Genomic DNA, 17616 nt, shown 5'->3' on the forward strand with positions numbered 1-17616 from the left:
TACCGTGCGACGGCCGCCCGAGTCATCACAGACACGCGTGAAGACCGGCGCGCCACGCGCCTGCCCCGGGATCGATCCGCCGAGTACCCACGCCACCGGAGTCATGCATCCGCAGGGCAGGATGGTGCTGAAGGGGCAGAAGTCCTACAGAGGAGAGCTGACACCGTGGAGTACCGCCGCCTGGGCCGCAGTGGCCTGACCATCAGCGAGATCGCGTACGGCAACTGGCTCACGCACGGCTCGCAGGTGGCGCAGGACGCGGCCACCGCCTGCATCCGTGCCGCGCTGGACGCGGGCATCACGACCTTCGACACCGCCGATGTCTACGCCGAGACCCGCGCCGAGTCCGTGCTCGGCGCGGCGCTCCAGGGAGAGCGGCGCGAGGGGCTGGAGATCTTCACCAAGGTCTACTTCCCGACCGGCACCGGCCGCAACGACCGGGGCCTGGGCCGCAAGCACATCATGGAGTCGATCGAGGGGTCGCTGCGCCGCCTACGGACCGACTACGTCGACCTGTACCAGGCCCACCGCTATGACCACAGCACCCCGCTGGAGGAGACCATGGAGGCGTTCGCCGACGTGGTCCGGTCCGGCAAGGCGCACTACATCGGTGTGTCCGAGTGGACCGCCGACCAGCTGCGCGCGGGCCACGCCCTCGCCCGCGAGCTGCACATCCCGCTGATCTCCAACCAGCCGCAGTACTCCGCGCTGTGGCGGGTGATCGAGGACGAGGTGGTGCCGGCCAGTGAGGAGCTGGGCATCGGCCAGATCGTCTGGTCGCCGATCGCGCAGGGCGTGCTGACCGGCAAGTACCTGCCGGGCGCGGCGCTGCCGGCCGGGACGCGTGCCACGGACGAGAAGGGCGGCGCCACGTTTGTCGCGCGCTGGCTGCGGGACGAGGTACTGGAGCGGGTCCAGCAGCTCAAGCCGCTCGCGGAGCAGGCCGGTCTCTCGCTGGCCCAGCTCGCGGTGGCGTGGGTACTGCAGAACCCCAACGTCTCCGCGGCCATCATCGGCGCCTCGCGGCCCGAGCAGGTCACGGAGAACGTCAAGGCGGCCGGTGTGACGCTGGAGCCGGAGGTGCTCAAGGCCGTCGACACGATCCTGGAGCCGGTCGCCATTCGGGACCCGCGGCTGACGGCCGGCTACCAGACGGGCTGATCCGGGATTCAGCCGCCTGCCGTGTCCGTACTCGGCTTCGAGCCGCCGATGGGCAGGCCTGCCAGCAGGGCGCGGCGGCTGGCCCGGACGTGCTCGCGCATGACGTGTTCGGCGCTGTCGCCGTCCTTCTCCAGGATCAGCTCCAGGACGAGGTGGTGCTCGCGGTCCGACTGAAGGGGACGTCCCGGTTGGCTCAACGAGGTGTTGACCAACCGGGAGTACGCCAGCTGGTTCATCAGCATCCGGTAGTGGGCTTCCAGCTTGCTGTTGTCGGCCCCGGCGATGAGGACGTCGTGGAACTCCTGGACCAGCTCGGCGTAACGCTCCCGGTCGTCCCGCGCCACCGCGTCATCGGCCTCGCGCAGGTTTCGCTCCAACCTGTCGATCTCCGGGACCCGGCCGCGCTGGGCGAGGAGGCGGGCGGCCGCCCCCTCCAGGAGCTCCTTCATCTCGAAGAGCTCGGTGATCTCGCGGCGGGACGGGGTGGTGACGAAGGTGCCGACGCGGGGCCGGATCTCGACCAGCCCCTCGGTCTGGAGCTGCTTCAGCGCCTCGCGGACCGGTGTGCGACTGACGCCGAACTCGTCCGCGAGCGCGAGCTCCGAGAGTGGCGCGCCGGGCTTGATGTCACCTTTGATGATGCGCCGCCGCATCTCGTCGATGACCCTGGCCTGCATCGACCCCTTCGTAGCTCCGCCTGTGCCGCGATTCACCGAGCCCTCCTCCGTCTCTCGACCCGCCCGCTGATCATCCCAGAGGCGCGAGCGCGCCACCGTCGAAGAACTTACCCGCGCTGTAGACCATCGGGGGATTCCCGGTGACCGCAGCGTGTACGACGCGGCAGATGAAGACGGTATGGGTGCTGGCCTGGAGCCGCTCACGGATCGCGACTTCCATCTGCGCGCTGCTCCCCACAATCAGCGGGCTTCCGAACGGGCCCGACTCCCATTCCAGGCCCTCGAATTTGTTGTCGGACTTCCTCGCGAAGGCGTTGACGACGTCGAGCTGGTCCGTGGAGAGGATGTTGATGGCCAGGTGGTCCGCCCGGAAGAGGCAGTCGTGCGTGGATGAGGTGTGCTGAACGCACACCATCACGGTGGCGGGGTCGAGCGAGATGCTCGAGAACGCGTTGACGGCCAGCCCTCTAGGGGTTTCCCCGTCCATCGTGGTCACGACCGTGACGCCGGTGACGAACTGCCGGTTGACCTGCTTCATCAGGTCCAGGTCGGGCTGTGCGCAAAGCGCGGACATAGCAGTGCTCCTTGTCGTCTTGACCGTCAGTCCTGTCCCACCCGGATGATGCCGAGCGCCGAGAGCAGCGCCCTCGGATCCCATGTCACGTACTCCTCGACAATGCGGTCCCCCTCGAACCGGGCGAAGGTGGCGCCGCTCACCTCGACGCGCCGCTCGGTGGCGGGGACGCCGAGAAAGGAGTTCACGTGGGTTCCGCTGCTGTGCCAGCGGATGGCCGCCCTGTCACCGTCGACCACGAGGTCGTCGATGGTCGTGGCCAAGTCCGGGAACGCCGCTCGGGTGGAGACGATCGATGCCTTGAAGGTGCTCAGGTCCTGCGGCTGGGCGTCCGTGCCGTGGCGGCGGTAGTCCGGGCTCAGCAGTTGGTCGAGGGCGTCGACATCGCCCTCCTCCCAGGCCGCGGCCCACACCTTCTCGATGAGCCCGCGACGCGTTTCAGTGTGCGACATCAGTCTTCTCCTTTCGGTCCGCGCTCAGTTCCTTCCAGAAGGACACCGCCAGCCCGGCGATGATCACGAGGAACGGCAACGACGTGACGATTACGGTGTTCTGAAGGGCAGTCAGCCCGCCGGCGAGCATGAGCACCACGGCGGTGACACCGGTGAGGGCTCCCCAGAGAATGAGCACCGGACGACGCGGGGTGAGCGACCCGTCCGAGGTCATCATGGACAGCACATAGGTGTTGGCGTCCGCACCGGAGACGAAGAACAGCACGACCAGGATGATCGCGATCACCGACGTGACGCCGGTGAGCGGGAAGTGTTCGAGGGTCGCGAAGAACGCGCTGTTGACATCGGCCGCGGTCTGCTTGGCGATGTCACCGCCCTGGAACAGGTCGATATGGATCGCCGTGCCACCGAAGACCGTGAACCACGTGAAGAACACCACACTGGGGACGACCAGGACGCCCATGATGAACCCGCGGATGGTGCGGCCACGGGAGATGCGGGCGAGAAAGACACCGACGAAGGCGCCCCAGGAAACCCACCAGGCCATCATGAAGTACGTCCACAGCTGCATCCACTCCAGCCCGCCGAACGCGGTGCCCTGGAGGCTCATCCGGAAGAAGTCGGTGGCCCACCGGCCCATGGACTCGATGTACAGGTTCGCGACGAAGACGGTGGGGCCGGCGATCAGCATGAAGACGAACAACGCGACCGCGAGCAGTGAACTGCCCTGGCTCAGGAACTTGATCCCCTTGCTGACACCGGTCACGGCCGAGAGCGTGAAGACCGCTGTGACGGCGGCGATGATGAGCACCTGCGTCACCGAGTTGACCGGGATCCCGAAGAGGGTGCCGAGACCGTTGTTGACCTGGAGAGCCCCCAGGCCGAGGGACGTTGTGGTTCCGAAGAGCGTCGCGAACACGGCGAGTACATCGATCGCCTTGCCGATCGGCCCGTTCACCCGGTCGCCCAGCAGCGGCACGAACAGCTGGCTGACCAGCGTGCGGCGGCCCTTGCGGTGCGTCGAGTACGCGATGGCGAGACCGAAGACGGCGAAGATCGCCCAGGCGTGCAGGCCCCAGTCGAAGTAGGAGTACTGCAGGGCGCGTACCGCTGCGGCCGGTGTGTTGGGCTCCGCGAGGCCGTGCGGGGGCGTCGCGAGGTGGGAGATCGGTTCGGCGACACCGTAGGAGACCAGCCCGATTCCCATGACCGCGCTGAGGATCATGGCAAACCAGGTCGGTGTCGAGAACTCGGGGCGGTCGGTGTCCTTGCCGAGCCGGATGTCACCGGTGGGGCTGAAGGCCAGGAACACCAGGAAGATCAGGATGGCGAGGGTGACGACCAGGTAGGTCCAGCCGAAGGTGGCCGTCACCCAGTCCAGCGAGGCGGTGGTGACCTCGTTCAGATTGTCCGTGAAGACCACCGCCCAGCCGACGACGAGGGCGGAGATGCCGAGCGAGGACCAGAAGACGGAGCCGAGTCTGCCCTCGCGGTGAGGGCCGTCGCTCTCGCGGTCTTCGCCAGTGTTTTGAGCGGTGCTTTCGTCGACGCTCCCGGACGGCGTCACGGGGGCCGTTTCCGCACCCGATCGAGGTGGACTGGACATGAAACTCCTTGAGTCCGGGGTTCGACGGCTGCCTGAACTGGCATACAAGAAGCAGTAAGGCATGCCACTGGTTGAGCGTCAAGGGGTCGTCGGACGGCAATCGCGACTCGATCGCGCACGACCCAGTACGCCCAGTTCAGAGGCGGTATTTCAACGCCATCAAGGGATCCGAGCGGCGATCCGGAGAATCGTGACTGCCCACCCCTTGACCGATGCAAGAGCCGTACTTATCGTCCTGTGGCATGCAAGAGCGCATCACGGATCGTCCTGACGACAGCATCGGCCTCCGAAAGCTCGTGCTCTACCGCGACGTCGTCTTCACCGAGGCGGGCGAGGCCCCCGCACAGCCCGCGCGGCGAGCCAGCGTCGCGGCCGTCATCCGGAACCCCTGGGCGGGCGCCGGACCCGCTGCCGATCTGCACGCGGAGCAGAGCCGGGTCGCCCCGGTGCTCGCGCGGCTGCTCGCCGACCGGCTCATCGAGGCACTGGGCGGCGTGGCGGAGATCGAAGCCTTCGGCAAGGCGGCGATCGTCGGCACGGCGGGCGAGATCGAGCACGCCGGAGCCCTCATCCACACGCCGTACTTCGGCAATCTGGTACGGGAGTTCCTCCAGGGCGAATCGATCATCTGCTTCGCCGACACCCGCGCCGAAGCCGGCGAGACGCTGATCGTCCCGCTCTGGCACAAGACACACGCCGCAACGCGCAGTCACTACCAGACCATCAGCGCCCGCGTCGCCGACGCACCGCGTGCGGACGAGATCGTCGTCATCGCCGCCGCATCGACGGGGCCCCGCCCGCACCCCCGTATCGGGGACCGCAAGACCGACCCTGTCGTCACCACCGAAACCCTGGAGAAGGTCCCGTCATGAACGTCCGCAAGATCGTTACCACTGTTGAGGAAATCCGTACGGAGGGCGGCCGCGAGGTCACCCCTGCCGCCCGCATCGCCGTCGTCGCGGCGGTGATCGAGAATCCCTGGGCCGGTCAGGGCTTTGTCGAGGACCTCGCTCCCGGTATTGACGCGACCGCCTCCGACCTCGGCGCGCTGCTGGCCCCCGCGGTGCTCGACGCCCTCCAGGCGCCCGCCGAGGCGTACGGCAAGGCGGCCATCGTCGGCCTGGACGGCGAGATCGAGCACGGCTCGGCGCTGATCCACACTCTCCAGTTCGGCGACCACTTCCGCAAGGCCGCCAATGCCACCACTCTGCTGCCGGCCGTCGAGAAGCGCGGTGCCGCGGGCGTTGTGTTCGACATCCCGCTGAAGCACATCACCGACGCAACGATCCGCTCGCACCACCAGACCACCGAGGTCCGGATCACCGACGCTCCGCACCCCGACGAGATCGTCGTCGCGCTCGCCGCCGCCGCCCAGGGACGCCCCCAGCAGCGCCTGGCCCCGCTCTCGACCGAGCAGTAGGCACGCATGAGCAAGCCGCCCCTTGTGCTGCTGCACGGTGTCGGGCTCGACCACACCATGTGGGAGCCCGCCGCCGCACTGCTGGCCGACCGATTCACCGTACTCACCCCCGACCTGCCGGGCCACGGCTCCCGCCCGCCGGCGCGCGACGGGGTGACACTCGCAGAGCTGGCCGACGGGGTGGCCGGTGGGATACCGGCGGGCTCGCACCTGGTCGGTTTCTCGCTGGGCGCGCTCGTCGCCCAGCACCTGGCGTTGCACCGGCCCGAGCTGGTGGCCACGCTGACCTCGGTCAGCTCGGTGTGCGCGCGGACGCCCGAGGAGCGGGCGTCCGTCCTCGCCCGGCTGCACACCGCGGAGACCGACTTCGCGGCCAGTGCCACCGCGTCTCTGGAGCGTTGGTACGCCGGTTCCGATGTCGCCCCCGCCCGGGTCGCGCACACCGAGGCCACCCTGCGGGCCAACGACGTCAGGTCGTTCGTCAACTGCTACCGCGTGTTCGCCACGGCGGATGCCGAGCTCGCGCCGGACCTGGGCGCGATCACCGTACGCGCGCTGGCAGTGACGGGTGAGAACGATCCGGGTTCCACCCCCGCGATGACCCAACGCCTCGCCTCGGCGCTTCCGGACTGCCGCGCGGTGGTCGTCCCCGAGGCGCGTCACATGCTGCCCGTCGAGCGCCCCGAGGCGTTCGTCGACTCCCTCACCACCTTCATCGGAGAGTGCGCACATGCCTGAGCTCACCACGTCGCAGCACTTCATCGGCGGGAGGTGGGTCGAGCCCGCCTCGGGCGAGTACTTCGAGAGCACCAACCCGGCCACGCGCCAGGCCCTTTATCGGGCGGCGCGTGGGAACGCCGTTGACATCGACCGGGCCGTGGCCGCCGCGAAGGCGGCATTCGAGGACCCGGGCTGGCGCGACCTCAGCCAGACGCGACGCGGACACCTGCTGCGCCGTCTCGGCGACCTGATCGCCGAGAACGCCGAAGAGCTCGCCCGGATGGAGACGCAGGACAACGGCAAGCTGCTGCGCGAGATGCGCGGGCAACTGGCCTCCCTGCCGGAGTACTTCCACTACTACGCCGGCCTGGCGGACAAGATCCACGGCGATGTCGTCCCCACCTCCGACCGCCAGGTGCTGAACTACACGGCGCGGGAGCCGTTGGGTGTGGTCGGTGCGATCACACCCTGGAACTCTCCGCTGACGCTGACCAGCAGCAAGCTGGCGCCCGCGCTCTGCGCCGGCAACACCGTCGTGGTCAAGCCCTCGGAGTACACCTCCGCAACGGTGCTCAGGCTCGCCGAGCTGGCGCTGGAAGCGGGGTTCCCGCCGGGTGCGGTGAATGTCGTCACCGGGTTCGGCGCCGAGGCCGGGCAGGCGCTGGTCGACCACCCGGACCTCGCGAAGATCTCGTTCACCGGCAGCACCGCCACCGGGTCGCGCATCGCCGCGGCGACCGCCGGCCGTTTCATCGGCTCGACCCTCGAACTGGGCGGCAAGTCACCCAACATCGTCTTCGAGGACGCGAACGTCGCGAACGCCGCGATGGGTGTGGTCGCCGGTATCTTCGCCGCCGCCGGGCAGACCTGTATCGCCGGCAGCCGGGTGTTCGCGCACCGGTCGGTCTACGACGAGCTGCTGGAGCGGGTCTCCGAGCGCGCGAAGACCATCCGCATCGGCGACCCCATGGACGAGGGGACCGAGCTCGGCCCGCTGGCTTTCGAGGGCCAGCGGGACAAGGTGGCCGGGTACGTCGACCTCGGTCGCAGCGAAGGCGCACGGGTGCTGACCGGCGGAAACGCTACGGACGGCGGTCTCGGCGGGTACTTCTACGAGCCCACCGTCCTCGTGGATGTCGACAACACCATGCGCGTCGTACGCGAGGAGATCTTCGGCCCCGTCATGGCGATCATGCCGTTCGACACCGAGGAGGAGGTCGTCCGGCTGGCGAACGACACCGAGTACGGTCTCGCGGCCGGCGTCTGGACGCAGAACCTCGCGCGGGCGCACCGGATGGCGGCACGGCTGGACGCCGGGACCGTGTGGGTGAACACCTACCGGGCGATGTCGCCGATGTCGCCGCGGCAGGGTTTCAAGACCAGCGGCGTCGGCGTCGAGCACGGCACCGAGACGATCAAGGAGTACACCCGGCTCAAGAGCGTCTGGATCAACACCAGCGAGGAGCCCGTGGCCGACCCGTTCACGATGCGGAGCTGACATGCCACAGGTTGCCATCACCCTCGCGGAGGGCCGCACCCCGGCGCAGATCCGGGACCTGCTGCACGAGGTGCACGCCGCGGTCCTCCGCACCACGGACACCCGGCCCGAGTACATCCGTGTCGTCGTCCACGAGGTCCCCCGGACGCACTGGGCTACCGGTGACGTCACGCTGACCGAGCTGACGGCCGCCACCACAGCAGACGAGGAGCAGTCATGAGGTTTTCGTTGTTCGTGCACATGGAGCGCTGGGACGAGGAGGTCAGCCATCGGCAGCTGTTCGAGAACCTCTCCGAGCTGACCCTCATGGCCGAGGACGGCGGCTTCAGCACCGTGTGGATCGGTGAGCATCACTCGATGGAGTACGTGATCTCCCCGAGCCCGATGCCGCTGCTCGCGCACCTGGCCGCGCAGACCTCGACCATCCGGCTGGGCGCGGGAACGATCGTCGCTCCGTTCTGGAACCCGGTCCGGGTCGCCGGTGAGTGTGCGCTGCTCGATGTCATCAGCAACGGCCGGATGGAGGTCGGGCTCGCTCGTGGGGCCCACCAGTTCGAGTTCGACCGTATGGCGGGCGGGTTGTCGGCCCGCGACGGCGGCAAGCATCTGCGGGAGCTCGTGCCCGCCGTCCGGGCGCTCTGGCAGGGCGATTACGCACACGACGGCGAGATCTGGCAGTTCCCGACGTCGACCAGCGTGCCGAAGCCGGTGCAGCAGCCCACCCCGCCCATGTGGATCGCGGCGCGCGACCCCGACTCCCACGACTTCGCGGTGGCCCAGGGCTGCAATGTCATGGTCACCCCGCTGATGAAGGGGGACGAGGAAGTCATCGATCTCAAGGGGAAGTTCGAGACCGCGGTGGCGAACCACCCCGAGGTGCCGCGCCCCGAGCTGATGGTGCTGCGGCACACCCATGTCCACTCCCCCGACGAGCCCGACGGCTGGCGCCCCGCCGCGGAGGGGATCAATCGGTACTACCGCACCTTCGACGCCTGGTTCGGCAACAAGACCACTCCGGTGAACGGCTTCCTGGAGCCCAGCCCGGAGTCGAAGTTCGCGGACCGGCCGGAGTTCGAGCCGGAGTCGCTGCACAAGACCGCGGTGATCGGCACCCCCGCCGAAGTCATCGACCGGCTGCGCGCCTACGAGGAGCTCGGCGTCGACGAGTACAGCTTCTGGATCGACAACAGCCTCTCCCACGAGGAGAAGCGCGCGTCCCTGGAGCTGTTCATCAAGGAGGTCATGCCGGCCTTCCAGTGAGCCGGCATTCCGCAGAGCGGGCCTTCGCGGGCCCGCCGTCGGTTCACCAGGCGCCGTGGTGGGCCAGGCCCACGGCCAGCGCGGCCACCGGCAGACAGCAGAACACGGCCCACGGGCCCAGCTCGTAGTCGCGGACCCGTAGGTGTACACAGAGCGCACCGAGGAAGTACAGCACGAGCCCGGCGGCGGCGAGCGTGCCCAGCGCCGGCACGGCGAACCCGGCCAACAGCCCCAGCGCACCCGCCGCCAGCAGCGCACCCAGCGGGCGCATCCAGGACCGGGGCACGCCCAACTTGTCGGCCTGGCTCTTCGGGTACTCATGGCCGATGAAGTTGGCGACGGCGGCCAGGCCATTGACGGCCGACGTGAGGAGGGTGACCACGAGATAAGCGGCAAACACGAGCTGCTCCTTCCTCTTCGCGAGAACCGCGGGTGGGTTCGCCTCTAGGACGGGTCAGCCCCTCCAAACGTGACATGCGTGCGCGGTCAGGCCGAGCTGGAGCTCTCCAGTGAGCGGCCCAGGGTTTCCGGGGCGAGGGCCAGGGAGACCAGCGTGCCGGCGAGGGAGACGACGCCCGCGAGGAGCAGGGTCGCGCCCACGCCCCAGGACTCCAGGGCGATCGGGGTGAGGAAGGTGCCGGCGGCCGCGGCGATCCGGCTGAAGCCGGTGCCGATGCCCACGGCCGTGGCCCGGAACTCCGTCGGGAACAGCTCGTTCGGGTAGATCCACTGCAGGAGGGTCGGGCCGCCGATGGCGATGGCGTAGACGGCGAAGAGGATGCCGGCGGGGACCGCGGGCAGTCCGGGGAAGAGGCCGAGCGCCAGCAGCGGAAGGGTCGCGGCGGCGAAGGAGGCGATCAGCAGCGGGCGGCGGCCGATCCGGCCGAGCAGTGGCAGGAACGCCACGCAGCCGACCAGGAAGACCAGGCTGATCACACCGGAGCCGAGGTTGGAGCTGCCCTCCCCGGCCAGCCCCATCGCGGTCAGCAGTTGCGGCCCGAAGGCGTAGATCGCGTAGATGGGCATCACCGAGCAGGCCCAGAAGACGGCGACGAAGACGGTACGGCGGCCGTACACACCACGGAAGACCGCGGTGAGCCGGGCGGGCTCGGTGGGAACCTCCAGCTCGTCAATGGTCGCGTCGGGGCCGAAGACCTTGCGCATCACGGCCTGCGCCTCTTCGGTACGGCCCTGGGAGAGCAGCCAGCGCGGCGACTCCGGCGTACCCATCCGCATCAGGACCAGGATCGCCGCGGGGATCGCGGGGCAGGCCAGCAGCCAGCGCCAGCCGTCCGGGCCGAGGCGGAGCAGCAGGTCGCCGACGAGGTACGCGGCGGCGCTGCCGAGCGACCACATGACGGTGAGCAGGCCGAGCATCGCGCCGCGGTGTTTGCGCGGGGAGAACTCCGCCAGCAGCGAGGTGGCGATCGGGTAGTCCGCGCCGACCGCGACGCCGATCAGGAAGCGCAGGACCAGCAGCTGTTCCGGGCCGGTGACGAATGCCTGGGCCACCGAGAAGACCACGATCGCGGCCAGGTCGATGGTGTACATGATGTGCCGGCCGAAGCGGTCGGTGACGTATCCGAAGACCGTGCCGCCGACCAGGAGGCCCATCAGCGCCGACGCCGCGAGCAGGCCCTCCCAGGCGCCGCCGAGGTGCCACTTCGGGCCGAGCTGGGTGAGGGCGACGCCGATGACGCCGAGGATCAGTCCGTCTAGGAAAGGGCCGCCGGCGGAGTAGACGGTGAGCCGGCGGTGGAACGAGCTGAGTTTGCTGTCCTCGAGAAGGTCGCGGCCGCTGCCGGCGACGGTGTGCGATGCGGTGGTCGGCGGCATGGGCCACCTCCGGGTGCGGAGAGACGGGGGACGGCACGCGCCACGGTGGCGTGGCGGCTCGGCCAAGTGGCGCACAACGTAGAAATGGTTGAACGATCCTGTCAAGGCTTGACGATCACATAGCCAAAGGGTTGCTTATAAAGCGCTGGTCAGCGCGGATTTTCGGGTACTTAGTGATCGTCCAGCACGCAAGACGGGCTGCATTTTGCTGAACAATCCTGCTAGCGTGCCCGCCATGCCTGATGAGATCCACGCCGACGCCCCCCAGGGCGATGTCGCCGCCGACACCGTGGCCGACCGGCTGCGCGAACGCATCAGCCGCGGTGAACTGGCGCCCGGCACGCCGCTGCGCGACGCCGCGCTCGCCGGTGAGCTGGGCGTCTCGCGCAACACACTGCGCGAGGCGGTCCGGCTGCTGGTCCACGAAGGCCTGGCCGTCCACCAGCTCTACAAGGGCGCGGCGGTCAAGCGCCTCGATGTGGCGGACGTGCACGACATCTACGCCGCCCGGCGCTGCATCGAGCTGCGGGCCGTCGAGGAGAGCGTCTACTCCCCGACCGAGGCGTTGGACGATCTCGACCGCAGGGTCACCGAGGCCGAGCGGGCCGCCGCCGCGGAGCGCTGGAACGAGGCGGGCACCTGCTCCCTCGGCTTCCACCGCGCCGTGGTGCATCTGCTCGGCAGCGCCCGGCTGGACCGCTTCTTCGACACCACCGCGGCCCAACTGCGCCTCGCCTTCGCGGAGTTCCCGCACGAGCAGGACTTCCAGGCGCAGTACGTACCGCGCGACCGCGTGGTCTGCGATCTGCTGCGCTCCGGCGGGCGGGCCGAGGCCGCCGCGGCCCTGCGGCAGTACCTGGACGACTCCGAGCGCGAGGTCGTCGACATGGTCCGGGCGGCCGCCGCCGCCCGGCAGAGCTGAGCCGTACTTCCAGGAGGATTCCCATGGCCACCACCGCTGCCGCCTACCAGGCCACCAAGGGCGGCCCGCTCGACGTCGACAAGGACTTCTACGACCGGGTTTCCGGCACGTCCGAGGGTCGCGAGCTGGTCGACAAGTTCGAGATTCCGATCCGCTCCGGCAAGGCGTGGGAGGTGCCGGCCGGGCACCTGTGCCGGCTGGTCACCGTCGACGGCCCGCAGGTCGGCGACCTCAATGTGTGGAACCGCAACGACCCGCGCGAGCGGCTGTGGGCGTCCCGTACGCGGCAGCTCCAGCGCGCGCACGTGAGCACGTACGACCGGCTGTGGTCGAACCTGCCGTTCCTGCGCCCGCTGCTGACCATCACCGATGACACGCTGGCCGAGTACGGGCGCGACCCCGAGGGCGGCCGGGTGCACGACCTGCTCGGCACGCGCTGCGACCCGTACGTCAATCAGATGCTGACCGGTGAGGCCTTCGACTTCCACTGCCACTCGAACCTGACCCGGGCGGTCCTTCCGTACGGCCTCACCGAGTTCGACGTGCACGACGTGCTGAACGTCTTCCAGTGCACCGGGCTCAACGAGGACGACCAGTACTTCATGAAGGACTGCCCGGCCCGCCCCGGCGACCACTTCGAGTTCTTCGCCGAGCTGGACCTGCTCTGCGCGCTGTCCACCTGCCCCGGCGGCGACCTCTCCGTCCCGATGTGGGGTCCGGACGCACACGACCCGGTCGAGGTCTGCCACCCCATCGGCGTCGAGGTCTACAAGGTCGACCCCGAGCTGCTGGCGGGCTGGCAGCAGCCGCAGCGCGCCGCGTACCGCAATCTGCACGGCATCAACCTCCCGACCTGGCAGAGCTGACGCACCGTCAAGAGCACGCGAGAGGAAGGAACCACCTTGACCGTCATCGACCTCAACAGCGACCTCGGCGAGGGCTTCGGCCAGTGGACGCTGGGCGACGACGATGCCCTGCTGTCCATCGTCACGAGCGCCAATGTCGCCTGCGGCTACCACGCCGGCGATCCGACCGTGATGCGCCGGGTCTGCGAGCTGGCCGCCGAGCGCGGCGTCGCCATCGGCGCCCAGGTCGGCTACCGCGACCTGCCCGGCTTCGGCCGCCGCTTCATCGACGTCGACCCGCGCGAGCTGGTCAACGACGTGGTGTACCAGATAGCCGCGCTGGACGGCTTCGCCAAGCTGGCCGGTACCCGCGTCGCGTACGTCAAGCCGCACGGCGCGCTCTACAACGCGATCGTCCACCACGAGGCGCAGGCCGAGGCCGTCGCCGACGCGGTCAGCCGGTACGACGTGAGCCTCCCCGTACTGGGGCTGCCCGGCAGTGCCTGGCTGCGCAAGGCCGCCGAGGCCGGGCTCACCCCGGTCCACGAGGCATTCGCCGACCGTGCCTACACCCCCGAGGGCACCCTGGTCTCGCGCCGTGAACCGGGCGCGGTGCTGCACGACCCGGACGTCATCGTGGCCCGCTGCCTGCGCATGGTCACCGAAGGCGTGGTCGAGGCGATCGACGGTACGGAGGTGCCGCTGACGGTGCGTTCGCTGTGCGTGCACGGCGACACCCAGGGCGCGGTGGAGATCGCCCGCCGGCTGCGCAAGGAGTTCGACGCGGCGGGCCTGTCGCCGGTGCCGTTCGCCACGCCGGCCGCTGCGGCCGCCGCCGGGGAGCGCTGAGGCACGTATGACGACCCCGCTGCGCGGCGTCCGCAGGGCCGGCAGTACGGCACTGCTCGCCGAACTGGCCGATCTGACCGACGTGTTGGCCCTGCGCGCCGCGCTGGAGCGGGACCGGCCGGAGGGCGTACGGGAGTTGGTCGCGGCCGCCCGTACGCTGCTGGTCACCTATGATCCGGCGGTCACCGGGCACGACGGGCTCAGCGCCGCGGTCGCCGAGCGGGCCGCGGCGCTGCCGGAGCAGGGCGGCGACGCGTCGCAGGACACGGCGTACGACACCCTCGTCGTCCCCGTCCGTTACGACGGCCCCGACCTGGCGGATGTCGCCGAGCTGACCGGGCTCACCGTCCGCGAGGTGATCGCCCGGCACACCGCCCCGCTCTACACGGTCGCCTTCGCCGGCTTCATGCCCGGCTTCGGCTATCTGGTCGGTACCGATCCCGTACTGCACCTCCCCCGCCGCAGCGAACCGCGCACCGCCGTACCGGCCGGATCGGTCGCCGTGGCGGGCGGCTTCACCGGTGTCTACCCGCGCTCCTCCCCCGGCGGCTGGCAGCTGCTGGGCAGCACCGATGTGCCGCTGTGGGACGAGGACCGCACTCCGCCGGCGCTGCTCGTCCCCGGCCGGACCGTACGCTTCAGGGAGTCGACGTGACGCGTGCACTGGAAGTCCTCGCCCCCGGCCCGCTGGCCACCGTCCAGGACCTCGGCCGCCCCGGCTGGTCGCATCTGGGCGTCTCCCGGTCCGGCGCCGCCGACCCCGCGTCCCTCACCCTCGCCAACCGCCTGGTCGGCAACCCCGAGGACGCGGCGGGCCTGGAGATCACCTTCGGCGGGCTGCGGGCCCGGCTGTACCTGCGCCGCCCGGACGGCACGCCCGCGACCGGCTATCTCACCCTGACCGGCGCGCCCTGCCCGGCCACGGTCAACGGCCGCCCGGCCGCCCTGGACGCGCCCGTCCCCGTACGCGACGGCGATGTCCTGGCCCTCGGCATGCCGCAATCCGGCCTGCGGACGTATCTCGCCGTCCGCGGCGGGCTGACACCCCCGCCCGCGCTCGGCTCCCGCGCCACGGATCTGCTTTCCGGTACGGGTCCCGCGCCGCTGCGCGCCGGGGACACACTGCCACTCGGCGACCCGACAGGCCCGATGCCCGGCGTCGACCACGCCCCGCGCAGCGCGCCACCCAACGCCTTCGAGCTGCGCGTCTGGCCGGGCCCACGCGACGACTGGTTCGAGGAAGCGTCCCTCAAAACACTCTTCGCGGCGCGTTGGGAAGCGACCAGCAAGAGCAACCGGATCGGCATCCGCCTCGCGGGCCCGGCACTGCGCCGCTGCCGTACCGGCGAACTGCCCGCCGAAGGCATGGTCCGCGGCGCCCTCCAGGTCCCGCCGAACGGCCTGCCGGTCCTCTTCCTCGCCGACCACCCGGTCACCGGCGGCTATCCGGTGATCGGTGTGGTCCACGAGGACGATCTGCCACTGGCGGGTCAGATCCCGCCGGGCGCCGCCATACGGTTCAGCCCCTCCGCGATGCGGTGAGCCGCGGGATCCGCGCGGCCGAGGTGCCCAACCCGGTGGGCAGGTCGAGGCGGCGTTGGGAGTGTGCGGGGAGGTCGCGGCGCAGGTCCTCCTCCTTGTAGCGGTGGCAGCGCTCGTGCCAGGTCAGGATGCCCGACAGCCAGTTCTCGAGTTCGCGCACATAACCGTTCAGGGTGCGGCGGGCGTCCTGGGACAGCTTGAAATCCTCGTAGAGGACGGGGAGTTCGTGCTCGGCGACGTGTTGGAACTGCCGCATCCGGGACGTCATCAGGTCGTCGATGATGGCGAGGGCGGTCGGGTAGTCGCAGTCGAAGAAGTTCTGGACGACCAGGACGCCGTTGTGCACCTCGCCCTCGTACTCGATCTCCTTCTGGTAGGAGAAGACGTCGTTGAGGAGGCAGGCGTAGTCGGCGGCGGCGTTCTCCAGGGAGCGCATGGGGCCGCTGCGGTAGATCTCGGGCGGGATCTGCTGCCCGTGGCCCAGTCGGCACAGGCTCATGGTGAGATCGGAGCCGAAGGTCATCCGGCGCATCTCGATGTAGTCGACGGGGTCGGGGATGCGGTTCTGCGCCTGGTTGGCCAGCTCCCACAGCCAGCTGGACGTCATGTCCTCGATGGCGGTACGGAAGGTGCGGCGGGCCTCCGGGCTCATCGGGCCGGCCGTACGGATCCAGAGGTCGGCCAGGCCGCGCTCCAGCGCGTTGGCGGGCTCGGGCGTCGGGGAACCGTCCACCGGCATGAAGGCCGAGAGCCGGGTGTTGGCAGCCTTCGCACCTGCGAGGTCCCGGGTGCGGCCGAAGACGACGGGGAAGTAGTCGTCCCCGTACGTTCCCCAGGTCAGCCAGCCGGACGTGACATCGAGCTGGTCGGGTGAGGCATCGGGGTGGATGCCGGCCGCGCACAGGGGGAAGTCGAAGCCCGCGAGCTTGCGTGCGTTCCAGATGTCCGAGCCGGGGATGCCGGGCTGGGCTTCGAGCATGCCCATCCGGCGTCCCCACTCGACCACGTTCCGGCGCGCGCCGTCCAGGTGCGGGCTGAGCCGGGTGGTGAACGGCATGTGGAAGTCGGGCAGTTGGGAGGGGCCCACGCGCTGGTGCGGGACGTGGGTGAAGCTGCGGAGCCGGCCGGCCTCGGCCCGGCGGGTGGTCGTCAGGCCCGTCAGCCCGAGACGCGCCGCCGAGGTGCCCAGACCGCTCGGCAGCAGCGAGAAGCCCCCGAACGGCGACCCCGCGTTGTTTTCGTCCCCGCTCCCGTTCATGTAGCGGCTGGACCGCATGTGCCACTCGTGGCCGCCCGACTGCCAGTCCTGCAGTCCCTTGACGTACGCGAGGACGTCCGCGCACTGGTCCGGGCCCAGGCCGGTCTCGGCGAAGAGCGGGGAGAGCTCGGTGAAGACGGTGTTCTCGAACTGCTGGAGGCGGGAGGTGAGCAGGTCGTTGACGGCATCGGCGGCCTCCTGCGTACCGCAGCCGAGGAAGGTCTCCAGGACCAGCACGCCGTTGCTGTTCTCCCCCTCCTCCTCGACCTCGCGCTGGTACGAGAAGAGGTCGTTCCGCAGGTGCACGGCGTCGGAGAAGCTGTCCCGCAGCACCTGCATCGGGCGGGACGCGGCGATGGGCGCGGGTACCTCGGCCCCGATCGCGTACTCGATGAGACCCGCCGACCAAGGGGCGCCGCCGACCTTGCGGCGCATCTCGATGTACTCGACGGGGTTGGCGATGCGGTGCGCGTTGATGTTGGAGAGCTCCCACAACGACTCGTTGAGGAGGTTCTCGGTGCTCTCCGCGAACCGGGCCCGCCAGTCAGCCGACATGCTCGGCACGGTGCGGGCCCACAGGTCGGCGAGGCCCGCTTCGACCGGGTTCGTCGGCTCGGGAATGACCGCGTCCGGGTCGGTCGGCATGAAGAGCGGCAGCCGGTCGAGGTATGCCTTGCCACCCTCCCGGTCCTTCGAGTACTTGAAGACCTCGAGGAAGTGGTCGTCGAAGAAGAAGACCCACACATACCAGTCGGTGACCAGGGAAAGGGCCGGGCCGGACGCGTCGGGGTGGGTGTACGCGCACAGCAGGGCGTAGTCGTGCGCGTCGAGGTCGCGCTCCTCCCAGACACCCGAGCCTTCTAGCATGCCCATCTCGCGGGCCCACCGCTTCGAGTGCCGCCGCGCCTCCTCCAGATGAGGATTCAGGCGCGCGGGATGCGGCATGTAGAAGTCCGGCAGTTCAAAAGGCTGTGTTGCTGGTGCCGTCACTGGTGC

The 17616-nt window shown here is 69.7% G+C and carries 19 protein-coding genes; 12 read left to right on the forward strand and 7 right to left on the reverse strand.

The window, feature by feature from the left end:
* The first annotated feature begins 165 nt into the window (after positions 1-165).
* Positions 166-1161, forward strand: a complete 996-nt coding sequence (locus AB0I82_RS02060) for an aldo/keto reductase family protein (protein WP_363255094.1) — start codon at positions 166-168, stop codon at positions 1159-1161.
* A gap of 8 nt (positions 1162-1169) precedes the next feature.
* Here the strand turns inward: AB0I82_RS02060 and AB0I82_RS02065 are convergent, their stop codons facing one another.
* The 4 genes from AB0I82_RS02065 to AB0I82_RS02080 all read right to left on the reverse strand — a co-directional run bounded on the left by AB0I82_RS02065 (position 1170) and on the right by AB0I82_RS02080 (position 4470).
* Positions 1170-1838, reverse strand: a complete 669-nt coding sequence (locus tag AB0I82_RS02065) for a GntR family transcriptional regulator (protein ID WP_363255095.1) — start codon at positions 1836-1838, stop codon at positions 1170-1172.
* Between the two features lie 70 nt (positions 1839-1908).
* Entirely contained in the window at positions 1909-2412 is a 504-nt protein-coding gene (locus AB0I82_RS02070; RefSeq protein WP_363255096.1) for a flavin reductase family protein, read from the reverse strand.
* 26 nt (positions 2413-2438) lie between these two features.
* Complete coding sequence (locus tag AB0I82_RS02075) at positions 2439-2864, reverse strand: ester cyclase (RefSeq protein ID WP_363255097.1); 426 nt, start codon at positions 2862-2864, stop codon at positions 2439-2441.
* A complete protein-coding gene (locus AB0I82_RS02080) occupies positions 2851-4470 on the reverse strand; it encodes a BCCT family transporter (protein WP_363255098.1) in 1620 nt (539 codons plus the stop codon). Before AB0I82_RS02080 ends, AB0I82_RS02075 begins: the two co-directional genes overlap by 14 nt.
* Positions 4471-4712: 242 nt before the next feature.
* On the opposite strand from AB0I82_RS02080, the gene AB0I82_RS02085 reads away from it, so the two are divergent.
* Genes AB0I82_RS02085 through AB0I82_RS02110 form a run of 6 tightly spaced genes read left to right on the forward strand, consistent with a single transcriptional unit; the run spans position 4713 to position 9368 of the window.
* Positions 4713-5342 (forward strand): amino acid synthesis family protein, encoded by a 630-nt coding sequence (locus tag AB0I82_RS02085; RefSeq protein WP_363255099.1) that lies wholly within the window; start codon positions 4713-4715, stop codon positions 5340-5342.
* Positions 5339-5890: an amino acid synthesis family protein gene (locus AB0I82_RS02090; RefSeq protein ID WP_363255100.1), complete on the forward strand. Its 552-nt coding sequence runs from the start codon at positions 5339-5341 to the stop codon at positions 5888-5890. Before AB0I82_RS02085 ends, AB0I82_RS02090 begins: the two co-directional genes overlap by 4 nt.
* Before the next feature lie 6 nt (positions 5891-5896).
* Positions 5897-6628 carry an alpha/beta hydrolase gene (locus tag AB0I82_RS02095; protein ID WP_363255102.1) on the forward strand — a complete coding sequence of 244 codons (732 nt, stop codon included), beginning with the start codon at positions 5897-5899 and terminating at the stop codon, positions 6626-6628.
* Positions 6621-8108, forward strand: coding sequence for an aldehyde dehydrogenase (locus AB0I82_RS02100; RefSeq protein WP_363255103.1), 1488 nt, complete (start codon positions 6621-6623; stop codon positions 8106-8108). Before AB0I82_RS02095 ends, AB0I82_RS02100 begins: the two co-directional genes overlap by 8 nt.
* 1 nt (position 8109) lies before the next feature.
* Positions 8110-8328, forward strand: coding sequence for a tautomerase family protein (locus tag AB0I82_RS02105; protein ID WP_363255104.1), 219 nt, complete (start codon positions 8110-8112; stop codon positions 8326-8328).
* Positions 8325-9368 (forward strand): LLM class flavin-dependent oxidoreductase, encoded by a 1044-nt coding sequence (locus AB0I82_RS02110; RefSeq protein ID WP_363255105.1) that lies wholly within the window; start codon positions 8325-8327, stop codon positions 9366-9368. The genes AB0I82_RS02105 and AB0I82_RS02110 overlap by 4 nt, the downstream gene beginning before the upstream one ends.
* A 43-nt stretch (positions 9369-9411) precedes the next feature.
* On the opposite strand, the gene AB0I82_RS02115 is transcribed toward AB0I82_RS02110, so the two are convergent.
* Positions 9412-9768, reverse strand: coding sequence for a DoxX family protein (locus AB0I82_RS02115; protein WP_363255106.1), 357 nt, complete (start codon positions 9766-9768; stop codon positions 9412-9414).
* Positions 9769-9854: 86 nt separating this feature from the next.
* Positions 9855-11204, reverse strand: coding sequence for an MFS transporter (locus AB0I82_RS02120; RefSeq protein WP_363255108.1), 1350 nt, complete (start codon positions 11202-11204; stop codon positions 9855-9857).
* Positions 11205-11439: 235 nt separating this feature from the next.
* Between AB0I82_RS02120 and AB0I82_RS02125 the strand changes: the two genes are divergently transcribed.
* From AB0I82_RS02125 to AB0I82_RS02145, 5 genes are read left to right on the forward strand one after another with little or no spacing between them, the layout of a single operon-like run.
* Complete coding sequence (locus AB0I82_RS02125) at positions 11440-12126, forward strand: GntR family transcriptional regulator (protein WP_363255109.1); 687 nt, start codon at positions 11440-11442, stop codon at positions 12124-12126.
* Positions 12127-12149: 23 nt separating this feature from the next.
* Complete coding sequence (locus tag AB0I82_RS02130; RefSeq protein WP_363255111.1) at positions 12150-12992, forward strand: urea carboxylase-associated family protein; 843 nt, start codon at positions 12150-12152, stop codon at positions 12990-12992.
* Positions 12993-13028: 36 nt separating this feature from the next.
* The gene (locus AB0I82_RS02135) at positions 13029-13820 is read left to right on the forward strand and encodes a 5-oxoprolinase subunit PxpA (protein ID WP_363255112.1); all 792 of its coding nucleotides are present in this window, start codon (positions 13029-13031) and stop codon (positions 13818-13820) included.
* Positions 13821-13827: 7 nt separating this feature from the next.
* Positions 13828-14475 carry an allophanate hydrolase subunit 1 gene (locus AB0I82_RS02140; RefSeq protein ID WP_363255113.1) on the forward strand — a complete coding sequence of 216 codons (648 nt, stop codon included), beginning with the start codon at positions 13828-13830 and terminating at the stop codon, positions 14473-14475.
* Positions 14472-15362 (forward strand): biotin-dependent carboxyltransferase family protein, encoded by an 891-nt coding sequence (locus AB0I82_RS02145; protein ID WP_363255114.1) that lies wholly within the window; start codon positions 14472-14474, stop codon positions 15360-15362. The genes AB0I82_RS02140 and AB0I82_RS02145 overlap by 4 nt, the downstream gene beginning before the upstream one ends.
* On the opposite strand, the gene AB0I82_RS02150 is transcribed toward AB0I82_RS02145, so the two are convergent.
* Positions 15340-17610 carry a family 2 encapsulin nanocompartment cargo protein terpene cyclase gene (locus AB0I82_RS02150; protein WP_363255115.1) on the reverse strand — a complete coding sequence of 757 codons (2271 nt, stop codon included), beginning with the start codon at positions 17608-17610 and terminating at the stop codon, positions 15340-15342. The two genes, AB0I82_RS02145 and AB0I82_RS02150, sit on opposite strands and share 23 nt — an antisense overlap.
* Between the last annotated feature and the right edge of the window lie 6 nt (positions 17611-17616).

This window comes from Streptomyces sp. NPDC050315, from assembly GCF_040655775.1.
GTDB lineage: Bacteria > Actinomycetota > Actinomycetes > Streptomycetales > Streptomycetaceae > Streptomyces.